Consider the following 13783-nt stretch of genomic DNA (forward strand, 5'->3'; position numbering starts at 1 on the left):
CATCCTTGTCGTTCCGTGTCCGGCGCTGTGCGGATTGCACCTAGCGTCGGCGGTAGCATCCCGTGGTGGTGTCCATGTTCACGAGCAGGCAGTTGCCGCGTGGCACGAGCCTCATCCCGTCGAAGAAGGCCCTCATCCCGCGCTCGCGCAACTCGATCTGTCCGTCCACCATTGCCCAGCGCCCTTGAGCCTGGATATCGAGGTTGTCGTAGTAGAGCACCGCCTCGAACGTGCCCTGTTCGTCGAGCAGCAGAAGCGAACTCATTTCCATCACGCCGACCAGTTGGTAATGCCCGGCCAGCTCGCGCGGTGGTGGGGGCGTGCTGGTGCAGGCGGCCAATGTCAGCGCGAGGGATGCGAGTGCCAAGCGGGCGTAGGGCGAGGAGGATTTACCAAGAGCCATAGGGCACCCCGTGCTGCTCGATATAGGCCTTGGCTTTGTCCGAAAGGGGGTAGGCGTAGCGCCCCTCATTCTGTCCAAGGCTCGGCCCTAGCTTGCTAACTGCAGCTTCGAAGCGCCCGATTTCGATGGATTGCAAGCAGGGTCCGCCTACCCAGGCCTTGGCGATGCCGCCGGGGGCCAGGCCGATGGTGATGAAGCGGCGATACATTCCTTCGACGACGCGCTTCTCGCCACGGCAGTAAGGCGCCTGTGGCTTGAGCATCTCCTCTCGTACCCACTCGGGAATATTGATCCGCACGTTATAGGTCTGCGGCTCGACCAGCGATTGCCAGCGCGCGAAGATAATTTCTGGCAGGTCAATGCCGCGCAGGCCTTTGCCTGCTCCTCCTGCCGGGTGTGAAGGCCAGCCCGCGGTCGTGCTGGCATAGGATGGCACTCCGCCGTTAACTCTTTCGTATGCGAGACCGCGGCGGTCGATCACGTCCACGCTTTCTACCCATACTTCCATATGGTCCGGCGCGAAAGTGCCGGCGTACCACGCGTCAAAAGGCAGCTTCGGTTGGGCTTGGCTGGTGGCACAGCCGCTGAGCAATGCGAGTGCGCAGGCGAGGAGGAGCTTCTTCATTCGGGGTAGCCTTGCTGTGGCTGGTTGTTGTAGACCAAACGGACATTGGGCGCGGGTTTACTGATAAGCAGGCCGCTAGTGGGTTTCCAGTGTGCAGATAGGTGGATATACCGCGATCGGAGCAAGCGCTCTTCATCTTTGTTTAGGTCAAACCGGCTGCCGTTGGCAAAAGCCATCATCTTCTTGGCGATATCTTGGAGTTCGAAAGGAAGCGCAAAAACCGGAGTGTCGGGGATAGATTTGACGGGAACCCCATGTTCGGCCGCCAATTCCCGCATCACACGCAAATACACCAGCGCAAGTTCACCGCGTATCGGACGCTCAATGGTTACCAGGCCTAACATCCAATCCTCCGGCGGATGGTTAAGGCCGCGGGGGTGGAGTTTGCGGATGCGGCGAACCTCTTTTTTTAGTTGATCCTCTGGCAGCCCGAAAGCCTTCCACTTTTCATACTGGCGCTCGGTTTCGCGCCAGGCGTGAGTACGTTCAGTTGGCGTACCCGCGGGCACCGTGGAGCTGACAGGACGACTCAGGATCAGCTTTTCCTGGGCAATCGGAAGATAGCCACCACCGATATCCGAGTGCGCGCCGGGAAGGGTTATCTCCTGATGATGCGGAGTCACGCTATTGAGCGCGAAGTTCCAGCGCATCTCATCACGAGCTCTCAGCTGAAGCACTTTGCGCGCGCAACCTGGTGGCAGGTACAGGTTGACGCCTGGGTTGAGATGGTCCGCAGGGCTGAGGTCCCACTTCATCGGATCGACCACGGCCGTCACCGTATCGAAAAGACCGATGAAGTTGATGCGGGCCTGGTCGCTCCATTCGAAGTCTTCTGGCAGACCGAACTGGCCTGGCCGCAGGAGACCAGCCAACACCCCACCGTTGGCTTTGAGCAATTCATTGGCGAAATGGCGGGCTGCTGCTGCACCGCGGCTGAATCCGAAGATATCGAATTCCAGCGCGTCGACCTGCACTCCGGGATTGCTTTCCGCAAATAGGCCCAGCTGAAGACTGATCGTGTTCGGGCTCTGCATCACCCGAGCCACTACACCGGTATCGCCCATGCCCGTAGCCAGCCCGTATGCCGAGTCTTCCTCCCCGCTGCTGGTACCGATGCCTTCGAGATAGGCCTTGATGCTGGCGCTACGCTCGTCCTTCGCCAGGCTCCGCGTCGCATCGTCCTGATACAGGTCGAACAACCGCGCTACGTTGCTCGGCGCGTTGCCGTAGCTGTTGTCGGGCGTCTGGGTGAAGAAACCGTTGCCTTCGCTGCCGCCGAAGCCATGGGCCCGGCAGTTGTCGACGACTTCGCCGAGGGTGCGCTCGTCCAACAGTTTCAGGTCGTCGCGGCGACACTTTTCGGTCACGGCGGCGTTGGCCAGGTTGTTGCCGGTGCCGTCGAAGAACACGCCGATACGTAAGGTAATGGCCTGGCGCGCCTGTTGCTGCGGCTGCTCGCCCAGCTCCTCTTCCTCGTCTTCTTCTTCCAGGCCCAACGGTGCGAGGTCCCCCGGCTCTTCCTGCCAGGCGCGGGCCAGCGGTGTGGCCGGGAGAAGGGATTTGACCGCGTTGGTTGCCGCAGCAATAGCAGCGGTCGCAATGCCAAGCACTTCGGGTGCAACGAAGGGCACCGGGCTGTGACCGCTGCCGATGATCACCGTCCCCGAACCGGCGGTGACGACGTTGCCATGGTTACCCACACTACCCACCACCGCAGCCGGCTTGCCGTCGATCAGCACATTGGGGATCACTGCGCTGGCCATCGCACCGCCGCAGGCGGAGGCGTCGCCCATGCGTGCGGCCGGCAGGCCGTCGAGCAGCACGTCGGGTGAGCCGGCGGCGATGGGGTTGGTGCCGTGACCCTTCTTGGGGCAGGCGGTGGGGTCGCCTAGGCGGGCTGCGGGTTTGCCGGACATCCGTTGTCTCCTTACTGGACCTTGACCTGTCCGCTGCCATCCAGGCTGGCGGAAAAGCTGACCTGGCGCTTGAGGCCATCCACCTCCAGCAGGCCTTCGATGGTGAAGGCGAGCGTCAGTGGGTCGTGGGTTCGCGGCAGCGACAGCACACGAACCTGGGTCAGCCTGGGTTCGTACGCTTCGATGAAGCGTTCGATAGCGATACGCGCCTGCTGCAGCGAGTCGTGCAGCGACAGGCGCATATCGTTGAGATCGGGCAACCCGTAGTCGGGCAGCGTCTGCACGCTGCCCGCTCGGGTGCTGAGCATCTTCGCCAGATGGGCAGCCACCGAGGCCATTGCCGCGACTTCGCGGCTCCAGCCGGAACGCCGCGCGGCGTCGCCGCCGAGGCGTTCGAAGAGGCTGCCGTATCCGTTCAAGTGCTTATTCCTTGTCCAGCTTGCCGACCAGCGACAGGGTGAAATCCGCGCCCATGTACTTGAAGTGCGGACGCACACTGAGGCTTACGCGATACCAGCCCGGCTCGCCCTCGACGTCGCTGACGTTGACCTGGGCGGCGCGCAGTGGACGGCGGCTGCGGACTTCCGAGCTTGGGTTCTCCTGGTCGGCGACGAACTGGCGGATCCACTTGTTCAGTTCCAGTTCGAGGTCGGTGCGCTCCTTCCAGGCACCGATCTGCTCGCGCTGCAGCACCTTTAGGTAATGAGCCAGGCGATTGACGATGAACAGGTAGGGCAGCTGAGTGCCGAGCTTGTAGTTCAGCTCGGCAGTCTTGCCTTCCTCGCTGTTGCCGAAGAACTTGGGTTTCTGCGCCGAATTGGCAGAGAAAAACGCGGCGTTGTCGCTGCCCTTGCGCATGGTGAGGGCGATAAAGCCTTCTTCTGCGAGCTCGTATTCGCGACGGTCGGAAACCAGCACTTCGGTCGGGATCTTGGTTTCGATCTCGCCCATGCTCTCGAAGTGGTGTAGCGGCAGGTCCTCCACTGCACCACCACTCTGCGGGCCGATGATGTTCGGGCACCAGCGGAACTTGGCAAAGCTGTCGGTCAGGCGGCTGGCAAAAGTGTAGGCCGTGTTGCCCCACAGATAATGCTCGTGGCTGCCGGCGACGTTTTCCTTGTAGACGAAGCTCTTCACCGGGTTGTCTTCCGGATCGTAGGGGTTGCGCAGCAGGAAGCGCGGTACGGTCAGGCCGACGTAGCGGGCATCTTCCTGTTCGCGGAAGCTCTGCCACTTGGTGAACTGCGGGCCCTCGAAGTGATCCTTGAGGTCCTTCAGATCCGGCAGGCCAGTGAAGCTTTCCAGGCCGAAGAATTTCGGGCCGGCAGCGGCGATGAATGGCGCGTGGGACATGCTGGCGACACTGGCGACGTACTGCATGGTCTTCACGTCGGGCGCGCTGGGGTCGAAGAAGTAGTTGGCGATAAGCGCACCGACCGGCTGGCCGCCGAACTGGCCGTACTCGGCGGTGTAGATGTGTTTGTACAGGCCGGACTGGACGATCTCAGGGCTGTCCTCGAAGTCGTCCAGCAGGTCCTGCTTGGAGGCGTTGAGCAGCTCGAGCTTGATGTTCTCGCGGAAGTTGGTGCGATCCACCAGCAGCTTGAGGCCGCGCCAGGAGGATTCCAGGGCCTGGAACTGCGGGTGATGGAGAATTTCGTCCATCTGCCGGCTGAGCTTGGCGTCGATCTCCGCGATCATGCGGTCGACCATTGCCTTTTTCACCGGCTCATTTTCGTTCTGCGGCTTGAGCAGTTCTTCGATAAAGGCGGAGACGCCGCGCTTGGCGATGTCGTAGGCCTCGTCATCCGGGGTCAGGCGGGTTTCGGCGATGATGCGGTCGAGGATGCCGCCTTCGGCGAGGTGGTTGCCGTGCTCGACGGCGGCTGCGCTAGTGGTCATATGAATCTGCTTCCTTGTCGGTGATATCAGGCGTCCAGCTTCTCTTTGGCCGCCAGGCCCAGTTCGCCGAGTACGCGGTCACGCGAATCGTCGTCGGCGAGTACGCTTTCGATGGCCTTGCGGAAGGCCGGGGCATTGCCCAGCGGGCCTTTCAGGGCGACCAGGGCGTCGCGCAGTTCCATCAGTTTCTTCAGCTCAGGGACCTGCTCGACCAGATTGGCCGGGTTGAAGTCCTTCATCGAGTTGATGCGCAGCTGTACGGCCAGCTCGTCATCGGTCTGCTCGTCCTGCAGACGGTTCGGTACGCCGAAGGTCAGGTTCAGCTCCTGCTTGGCCAGGACCTCATCGAAGCTGTTCTTGTCGATAGCGATGGGCTTGCGGTCTTCGATCTTGCGATCGTCGGCGCGCTGGGTGAAATCGCCCAGCACCATCAGCTTGAGGGGCAGCTCGACTTCTTCCTGAGCGTTGCCGGTGGCCGGCTTGAACGTGACGTTGATGCGTTCCTTGGGTGCAACCGAGCCTTCTTTGGCCATGGTGTTCTCCTTTGCGTTAATCCAGCACCACTTCGAGATCGAGGTGGCACAGCCTGCGGTAAATCTCATCCTTGCTTTCACGCACGGCGTGGTTCTGCGGCAGCAGCTCGCAACAGCTGTGCAGCAGGCGCAGTACCTCGAGGGCGAGATCGGGTTCCCAGCTGCCCAGGCCACTGGCCTCGAGCTGCTGGTCGAGTGCTTCGAGCTGGGTCTTGGCCAACTCGTATTTCTTGGCCTGGTAACACAGGCGGGCGAGGCTCAGCTGCCAGAAGAGGCGTTCACGGCCGCCACGGGCGCGTGCCAAGCCCTGTTTAAGCTGTTGCACGGCAGGCTTGAGGCCGTCCTTGCGCAGCAGCGGCACGGCTGCTTGCAGGGCGATGTCCCAACTTGGCTGGGCGGTACCGGCTGCAGGCGGATCTTCCTGCCTGGCCGCGGTAGCTGGCTGCACATGGGGCATGACCTGGCCACTGATCCAGGCGCGGGTTTCGGCGTCGGCGAACGGGGTGCCGTCGTGGAAGCACAGCTCCTCCAGGCGCGGTACGCGCTGCAGGAACAGCGCGAGCTGGATTTCCACCTCGCGCATGGCCTGCTCGGCGTCCAGCTCCTGCAGGCATTCCCATGCCAGGCGCTGGCCGTCCAGCCAGAATGGCGCGCGCGCGGTGCTGTTTTCCAGATCCACCAGCAGGTCGGCGTACTGCCCCTGAGCGAAGCGTTCACGGTAGCTGGCCAGTTTGTCTGTGGGTACGCCACGTAGCGCAGTGACTTGCTCGCTGTTGTGCTCCGGCAGGCTGTCGATGCTCAGCCAGAGCAGGGTGCGCGCCAGGCGCAATGGGCGCAGGTCGCTGGTGCGCTGCTTGAGCCACCAGGCCGTCAGCGGGCGTGCTTGCTCCTGCAGGTTGCGCACCGAGCGGAGAGCTTCCTTGTCGTTCTCGATGGGTGAGCCGGGGGTGAAGACCTGACTGGCGACCTGCTTCACCTGAGCGATGGCTGCGCCAACCGTACCTGGCAGCGGTTGCCCCTGGCTGGCGCGTTTGACCATACCATCGAGCTGGCGACACAGCGGCAGCAGCAATGGCGCATCTTCGCCCAGATGGCCGGACAGACACTGTTCCAGTGCGCGCATTTGTTCGGCGAGGCTGCGGAACAATGGCAGCTGCTCGCCGACTGGCACGTCTTCGGAAAAGGTTTGCTCCAGCCGCGGCAGCAACCAGTTGATAGCGGCAGCACGGGTGCGCGGTTTGCGTGGATGCAGCGTGTCCCAGTGATTGCTGCACAGGTACTGCAGCACATTCAGCCCGGCTTGCAGCCCGGCGAAAGACTCGCGCTGAAACAGACTCCAGGTCAGCCAGGCGGCGGCGCGCAGATCCTTGGACAGCGAAGCGAGCAGCATCTCGCTGCCCTCGCGGATCTTCTGCCAGTCGATGCCGGTGGTCTGGTGCAAAGCCCCGGCCTTTGCCAGCTCGGCCTCGAGCAATTCGAATTCGCTGCTGTAGCGAATATCGTCGCCAGCGAAATTGCTGTCATTGACCGGCTTTCTGGCAAGTTCCAGATAATGCTTGCTGAGTGCGCTGGCGTGCATTGGGTCTTCCGTGACGCTCAAGTTCGATCCGTGAACTTTGAAACGAGCCGTATATAAGTAATAGGCAAGTTTCCGAGAAAGGAGTGCGCAACTTCTTGCGCACCGCCCCTGCGCAACAAATTGCACAGAGCCTTATGGGATGGGCATCCTAGACGGGGGGTATGCGCCGTTCAAGGCGAGAAGTGTGATCTCTGTTGCAGCGGGGGATATTAATCAGCAATCGAGGGAACTAATTCAAAACTGCTGTGATTAGTGTTTTTGAGGAGCAATTATTGTTGTGCGACATAAGCTAGTTATTTGTAGGTGATCACTTACAAATAACTAGCTACTCGGTCACAGAACATCATGAATAGATGTTATAGCCCTGCAGGATGGCCCGCCGTTAACGCTCGGTAGAAACCGCTGTTATGGAAACACCCAGTGTGTGCTGCTGGCCTGGCTGGAGCACAACCACATCGTTCAGCACATTGGCCGTTTCGATGCACAGCATCCGCTGCCAGGCATCGTCGGCGAAGCTGGACAGGCGTTGCGCCTTGTCGATCCAGGGGTTCCACAGCACGGCGGAGGTCGACCCGCGGGTGGTCAGCTGGATGCGGCGCTGCCACGCCGGGTCGATGAGGTTCAGGGTGGTCGGCAGCTGCTGGTAGACCCGATCGGTTTCGCCGCTGAAATGCAGGTCGCCCTGTTGCTGGAGTTCTTTCCAGTCCAGCAGCGTGTCGATGTATGGGCAGCCGGCGAGGCCTTCTACACGCACCTGGTGAATGTCGCTGACGGCGAAGTAGCTGTGCAGTGCCTGGCTGATGGCAACGCTTTCATCACCGGCGTTGCGGCTGGTGAGGCTGAGCTGAAGATCGCCGGCAAGGCGGACCTGCAACATCAGTTCGACCCGATGCGGCCATCCCGGCAGCTCACCGAGGGCCTGCGGGCAATGGAATTCGAGAATCACCGCGTCGCCTTCGCTGCGCTGTTCGCGCAATTGCCAGGGCAGCGCACGCACCAGACCATGAAAGGGCGCGGGCTGTTCGCCGTTGTAGCTTGCCTGCACCGGCTGCGGATTGCGCGCCAGGTCGCCGAACCAGGGCCAGCATACGGGCGCACCGCCGCGTACTGACTGGCCTTGTTGGAAGGCTGCCTCTTCGCTTAGCCAGATGATCGGCGGCGCGTCGCCCTGGCGATAACTGAGGATCTGCGCGCCCTGTTCGGCGATCAGCAGTTCGTCCTCACCGCGGCGGATTCGCCAGCAGGCGAGCTGGTCCATTTCGATGCGTTGGATATCGACAGGCATGGGTAGTCTCGTGATGGGCTCGGGATGTGCGTCTGACCGCGGAGGGGAGGCGGGATTCAGCCGGAACGGCCAAGAACAGCTGCCTCCTCACAGGGCGCGAGGAGGCAGCCCAGGCTCAGCGACCCTGGCAGGCGTCGACCCGTAGCCAGCGTTCGAGCAGCTTGAAGCCCTGCATCAGCACGAAGGCGATCAGCAGATAGATCAGGCCGGCGGTGAGGAACATCTCCTCATGCTGATAGGTGCGTGCAGCGATCTTGCGCGCCATGCCGGTCAGCTCCAGCAGGGTAATGGTGCTGGCCAGCGCGCTGGCTTTGAGCATCAGGATCACTTCGTTGCTGTACGCCGGCAGGCCGATGCGAGTGGCACGCGGCAGGATGATGTGCAGCAGCGCCTGGGTACGCGACATGCCCAGCGCCCGCGCGGCTTCAATTTCGCCGGGGGGAACGTTCTGGATCGCGCCGCGGATGATCTCGGCGATATAGGCGGCGGTGTGCAGTGTCATGGTGATGATTGCGCACCAGTAAGGGTCACGCAGATAGACCCAGAGCGCACTCTGGCGCACGACCTCGAACTGCGCCATGCCGTAGTAGACGAGAAACAGTTGGACCAGCAGCGGCGTGCCGCGGAAGAAAAAGATGTAGCCGTAGGGCAGTACGCGAACGGCCAGATGCCTGGATGAGCGGGCAATGCCAAGCGGCACGGCGAGGATCAGGCCGGCAATCACCGAGACGCCAACCAGTTGCAGGGTCAGCCAGGCGCCATCGGCGAAGCTCGGCAGCCACTTGATTAAGGTTTCCCAGGTCATGCTGCGCTCCGCACGAAGCCGCGGCCGGCACGTTTTTCAAGGAAGTGCATGCCGACCATGGCAACGATGGTCAGGCACAGGTAGATGAAGGCCGCTACCAGGAAGAAGGTGAAGGGCTCTTTGCTGGCGGTCACGGCGATCTGTGAGCGGCGCATGATTTCCTCAAGGCCGATCACCGAGACCAGCGCGGTGTCCTTCATCAGGATCATGAACAGGTTGCCCAGGCCTGGCAGTGCCAGGCGCCACATCTGCGGCAGGATCAGCCGTGTGAAAATCCGCCGCTTGCCTAGCCCCAGTGCCAGGCCGGCTTCACGATGGCCCTTGGGGATGGCCAGCAGTGCGCCGCGAAAGACCTCAGTGGCATAGGCGCCAAAGCACAGGCCAAGGGCGATGGTGCCGGCGACGAATGGGCTGAGGGCCAGATTCTCGATGCCGAACAGCTCGCCGATGCCTCGAATCAGGCTGATGGTGCCGAAGTAGATCAGCAGCACCCAGAGCAACTCCGGAACGCCGCGCACGATGGTCGAATAGGTGCCGCCGAGCCAGCGCAGTGCGCTGTAGGGCGAGGTCTTGGCGAGAGCGCCGAGCAGACCGAGCACCAGCCCCAGCGCCAGGGAGGCGAGGGCCAGTTGGATGGTCATCCAGGTGCCGGCGATCAGGGCCGGACCGAATCCGTGAAGGTCAGGAATCATAGGAGCTCAAACACCGAAGCCCGGTCGGCCAGAAGGCTGGCGACCGGGCTTCGGCTCGGTTGGATCAGTAAATGCTGAACGGGAAGTACTTGTCGTTGATCTGCTTGTAGGTGCCGTCAGCAATGATCTCGGCCAGTGCCTTGTTCAACTTCTCGCGTAGCTGGTCGTTGCCCTTGCGCACTGCGATGGCGATTTTGTCGTCATCGAATACCGGCTCGCCCTTGAACTCGAAGTTCTTGCCGGCATCGCTCTTGAGCCATTCCCACTGCACGAAGGTGTCAGCGAGGATGCCATCGACACGGCCGGAGGCCAGGTCCAGGTAAGCGTTCTCCTGGGTGTCGTAGAGCTTGATGTCGACCACGCGGTCCAGGTTGTCTTCCAGCCAGGTACCGGCAATGGTCGCACGCTGGGCGCCAATGACCTTGCCGTCCAGGTAGCCCTTGTCGGTCTTGAAGTCGGTGGACTTGGGCGCCACGAATTGCAGCTTGTTGGTGTAGTAGTGATCGGTGAAGTCGACCGCGTTCTTGCGCTCTTCGGTAACCGACATCGAGGCGGCGAGGAAGTCGAACTTGCCGGCGTTCAGAGCCGGGATGATGCCGTCCCAATCGGAGGTGACCACTTCGCACTCGGTCTGCATCTTGGCGCAAAGGGCGTGAGCGACGTCCAGATCGAAGCCAACGACTTTGCCGCTGGCGTCAATCAGGTTGAAGGGTGGGTAGGCGCCTTCGGTACCAATCCGTAGTTTTTCCGCGGCGAATGCCTGGGTGCCAATGATCAGCGAGGCAGCAGCGGTCAGCAGGATCTTTTTATAGCTCTTCATGCGGTGTTGCTCCATTAGCGATGGCTGGACATGAATTGTTTACAGCGCGCCGATTGAGGATTGTCAAATACCTGCTCGGGCGTCCCCTGTTCCTCGACCAGGCCCTGGTGAAGAAACACGACTTCGCTGGAAACCTGCTTGGCGAAATTCATTTCGTGGGTGACGAGCAGCATAGTCCGGCCTTCCTCGGCGAGCGACCGGATCACTGTAAGCACTTCTTGTACCATCTCGGGGTCCAACGCCGAGGTGGGTTCGTCGAACAGGATCACCTTGGGCTGCATCGCCAACGTACGGGCGATTGCCGCGCGCTGCTGCTGACCACCGGACAATTGATTGGGGTAGACATGACGTTTGTCGGCGATGCCGACCTTGGCCAGCAGAGCCTCAGCAACTTCGGTGGCTTCCGCCTTGCTCTGGCCGAGCACCCGGCGAGGGGCCTCGATGATGTTGTCGAGGATGGTCATATGCGGCCAGAGGTTGAAGTTCTGGAACACGAAACCCAATTCGCTGCGAATCCGGTTGAGCTGCTTGCCGTCGGCAGCGACCAGGTCACCCTGCTTGTCGCGCTTGAGCTTGAGCTGCTCGCCGGCCACCAGAATCTCGCCCTCGTGGGGATTTTCCAGCATGTTGATGCAGCGCAGAAAGGTGGACTTGCCGGAACCTGAAGAGCCGAGGATGGAAATCACATCGCCGTCGCGGGCGGTCAGCGAAATGCCTTTGAGAACTTCCAGATCGCCGTAGCGCTTGTGCAGGTTGCGGATTTCCAGTGCAGGGATGGCCTCGGCCATGAGGGGTCCTCTTACAGACCGGCGAAGGCCGCCATGGTCTAGATATTCTGTTGGTGCGCTCCGCGCGAACTGCTCGCCATCCTGGCGAGGCGCAAACCTAGCATGCGATGCGGCATGCGCCAAGCGCGATGCGGCGTTGAGCTACATGACCGGTTGGTCATATTTCGCCGGCTCGCTGTGGTGCCCCTATCTATATAGATGAAATTGGCATCGCCCGCGTGCAGCTGCCCCAGCGGCTGGACTGACGGCAGAGCGGCGGCGTTCTGCTGCCGTCCTGCCCCCGGCTCTCAGGACGGGTCGGGTTTGGGCTGCTCGGGATCGTCAGTCAGCATTTCATCGTGTTCCGCCATCTTCCACGGCAAGCTGCCAGGCGAGATGTGCAGGAAGTGCAGGTACTTCTCGAACTGGTCGAGTATGTCGCTGATGATGTCCGCCTGGTCGTACCCGTAGACGTCGTAATGCTGGCCGCCGCGGCGCAGGAACACTTCGGCGCGATAGTACTGCTCGTCGGCCTCGGGCCCCTCGGTCAGGGCGAAGGCCGGCATGGCGTAACCGACCGCGCGGATCTCGTAGATGAAATCCACCTGGTCGTCCTTGATGACCTCGAGGTAGAGCCGCGAATGCGCTTCATCGGTGTGCACTTCGGCGGCCCATTCCTGACCGCTGAGTTCGCGCTGCACGCGGCGCATGGCCTTGAGTACGGTGGTGTTCATGAAGCCGTCGACATCTTCCCGGCTGGGGAAGCTGACCATCCCGGCCAGGCGTTTTTTCCACAGTCCGGGACCTGCATTGCTCGCCAGCCGGCTGCCCTGCATGTGGCTTTGCAGACTGGTTTCGTGGTGGCCTTCGATCACCAGCGCCCGCCACATGCCGAGTGCCGCAATCATCATGATGATCGCGAAGGGCAGCGCGCTGGCGATGGTCATGGTCTGTAGCGCGCTGAGGCCGCCGGCAAGCAGCAGGGCGGATGCCACGACACCCTCGATGCTGGCCCAGAACACCCGCTGCCACACGGGGGTATGCAGCGCGCCGCCTGCAGCCAGCGAGTCGATGACCAGCGAGCCGGAGTCCGACGAGGTGACGAAGAAGGTGATGATCAGCACCACCGCCAGGAACGAGGCGATGGACGTCATCGGCAGCAGTTCGAACAGTTTGAACAGCGCAATGGCGTTATCGGCCTGCACATCGGAGATCAGCGAGGTGTAACCCTCGACCATGATCATGTGCAGTGCGGTGTCGCCGAACACCGAGAACCAGAGAAAGGTGAAGATGGTCGGCACGAACATCACGCCGAAGACGAACTGGCGGATGGTCCGGCCGCGGCTGATCTTGGCGATAAACAGCCCGACGAAGGGCGACCAGGCGATGGTCCAGCCGAAGATGAACAGCGTCCAGTTGCCGATCCAGTCGCTGCGGCTGTAGGCCTGCAGGTTGAAGGTGCGCTCGATGATGTTGTTCAGGTAGCTGCCGGTGTTCTGCAGGAAGGTTTCGAGAATAAAAATGGTTGGGCCGACCAGAAACACGAAGAGCATCAGGCCGATCGCCAGGACCATGTTCAGCAGCGATAGGTTCTTCACGCCCTTGTCGAGGCCGGCGACCACCGAGCAGATTGCCAGGCCGGTGATGATGGCGATGGCGATGATCTGCACGTTGATGCTGATCGGTATCGACGGCCAGAGGTAGTTGATGCCCGCATTGATCTGAGTGACGGACAGGCCAAGCGTGGTGGCGATGCCGAACAGCGTGCCGAGGATCGCGAAGATATCCACCACATGGCCAATCGGCCCGTAGATGCGCTCGCCGATGATCGGGTACAGCGCCGAGCGCATCGACAGCGGCAGGCCGTGGCGGAACGAGAAGTAAGCCAGCACCAGGCCGGTCAGGCCGTAGATGGCCCAGATATGGAAGCCCCAGTGGAAGAAGGCGATCTGCATCGCCTGCTTCGCTGCGTCGACGGTTTCCCCGGCGCCGGCCGGCGGCGAGGCGTAGTGCAGCACGGGCTCGGCCACGCCGAAGAAGAGCAGGGCAATGCCGTAACCGGCGGAAAACAACATCGCGAACCAGGCGGGAAAGCTGTACTGCGGCTCGGCGTGGTCCGGCCCCAGCTTGATGTTGCCCCAGGGCGTCATAGCGATGCCGACGATGAACACCAGGAAAAAGGCCACCGAGAGCATGTAAAACCAACCGAAGTTGGTGGTGATCAAGGCCAGCGTTGAGCTAAAGACTTCACCGGCCAATTCTGGATTGCTGATGGTCCCGATCACCAGCAGCAGCGTGACGATCACGGCTGGAATGAATACAGGGAACAGAATGATGGCCTTGGGCAATTTCCTAGCGGCGTCCATGGGCGGTCAGCCTCCGTTTGCGCGGGTGATGAGCGGGATGTACGCGGCGAAACCTCCGGATTGCCCGAACGCTGCCTTCTGGGTAGACGG

The 13783-nt window shown here is 61.6% G+C and carries 13 protein-coding genes; all 13 read right to left on the bottom strand.

Translation table 11 applies throughout. The features are described from left to right. Positions 1 to 40: 40 nt before the first annotated feature. A complete protein-coding gene (locus SM130_RS00550; protein WP_102823909.1) occupies positions 41 to 403 on the bottom strand; it encodes a hypothetical protein in 363 nt (120 codons plus the stop codon). Further along, positions 390 to 1028 carry a DUF2931 family protein gene (locus SM130_RS00555; protein ID WP_102823910.1) on the bottom strand — a complete coding sequence of 213 codons (639 nt, stop codon included), beginning with the start codon at positions 1026 to 1028 and terminating at the stop codon, positions 390 to 392. The genes SM130_RS00550 and SM130_RS00555 overlap by 14 nt, the downstream gene beginning before the upstream one ends. After that, the gene (locus tag SM130_RS00560) at positions 1025 to 2944 is read right to left on the bottom strand and encodes a PAAR domain-containing protein (RefSeq protein ID WP_102823911.1); all 1920 of its coding nucleotides are present in this window, start codon (positions 2942 to 2944) and stop codon (positions 1025 to 1027) included. Before SM130_RS00560 ends, SM130_RS00555 begins: the two co-directional genes overlap by 4 nt. An 11-nt stretch (positions 2945 to 2955) precedes the next feature. Next, positions 2956 to 3363, bottom strand: a complete 408-nt coding sequence (gene tssE, locus SM130_RS00565) for a type VI secretion system baseplate subunit TssE (protein ID WP_003303358.1) — start codon at positions 3361 to 3363, stop codon at positions 2956 to 2958. A 4-nt stretch (positions 3364 to 3367) separates the two neighbouring features. Then, entirely contained in the window at positions 3368 to 4846 is a 1479-nt protein-coding gene (tssC, locus tag SM130_RS00570; protein WP_102823912.1) for a type VI secretion system contractile sheath large subunit, read from the bottom strand. A 26-nt stretch (positions 4847 to 4872) separates the two neighbouring features. After that, the gene (tssB, locus tag SM130_RS00575; RefSeq protein WP_008567243.1) at positions 4873 to 5379 is read right to left on the bottom strand and encodes a type VI secretion system contractile sheath small subunit; all 507 of its coding nucleotides are present in this window, start codon (positions 5377 to 5379) and stop codon (positions 4873 to 4875) included. A gap of 16 nt (positions 5380 to 5395) precedes the next feature. After that, complete coding sequence (gene tssA / locus SM130_RS00580) at positions 5396 to 6958, bottom strand: type VI secretion system protein TssA (protein WP_102823913.1); 1563 nt, start codon at positions 6956 to 6958, stop codon at positions 5396 to 5398. 382 nt (positions 6959 to 7340) lie between these two features. Then, positions 7341 to 8243 carry a D-hexose-6-phosphate mutarotase gene (locus SM130_RS00585; protein WP_102823914.1) on the bottom strand — a complete coding sequence of 301 codons (903 nt, stop codon included), beginning with the start codon at positions 8241 to 8243 and terminating at the stop codon, positions 7341 to 7343. A 115-nt stretch (positions 8244 to 8358) separates the two neighbouring features. Then, entirely contained in the window at positions 8359 to 9048 is a 690-nt protein-coding gene (locus SM130_RS00590; protein ID WP_102823915.1) for an ABC transporter permease, read from the bottom strand. After that, a complete protein-coding gene (locus SM130_RS00595; protein WP_102823916.1) occupies positions 9045 to 9740 on the bottom strand; it encodes an ABC transporter permease in 696 nt (231 codons plus the stop codon). Before SM130_RS00595 ends, SM130_RS00590 begins: the two co-directional genes overlap by 4 nt. 64 nt (positions 9741 to 9804) lie before the next feature. Next, complete coding sequence (locus SM130_RS00600; RefSeq protein ID WP_102823917.1) at positions 9805 to 10560, bottom strand: ABC transporter substrate-binding protein; 756 nt, start codon at positions 10558 to 10560, stop codon at positions 9805 to 9807. Positions 10561 to 10574: 14 nt separating this feature from the next. Then, on the bottom strand, positions 10575 to 11348 hold the full coding sequence (locus tag SM130_RS00605) for an ABC transporter ATP-binding protein (protein ID WP_102823918.1): 774 nt from the start codon (positions 11346 to 11348) through the stop codon (positions 10575 to 10577). A 287-nt stretch (positions 11349 to 11635) separates the two neighbouring features. Beyond that, entirely contained in the window at positions 11636 to 13693 is a 2058-nt protein-coding gene (locus SM130_RS00610; protein WP_102823919.1) for a BCCT family transporter, read from the bottom strand. Positions 13694 to 13783 lie beyond the last annotated feature (90 nt).

This window comes from Stutzerimonas stutzeri (assembly GCF_038561965.1).
GTDB classification, from domain to species: domain Bacteria; phylum Pseudomonadota; class Gammaproteobacteria; order Pseudomonadales; family Pseudomonadaceae; genus Stutzerimonas; species Stutzerimonas stutzeri_AA.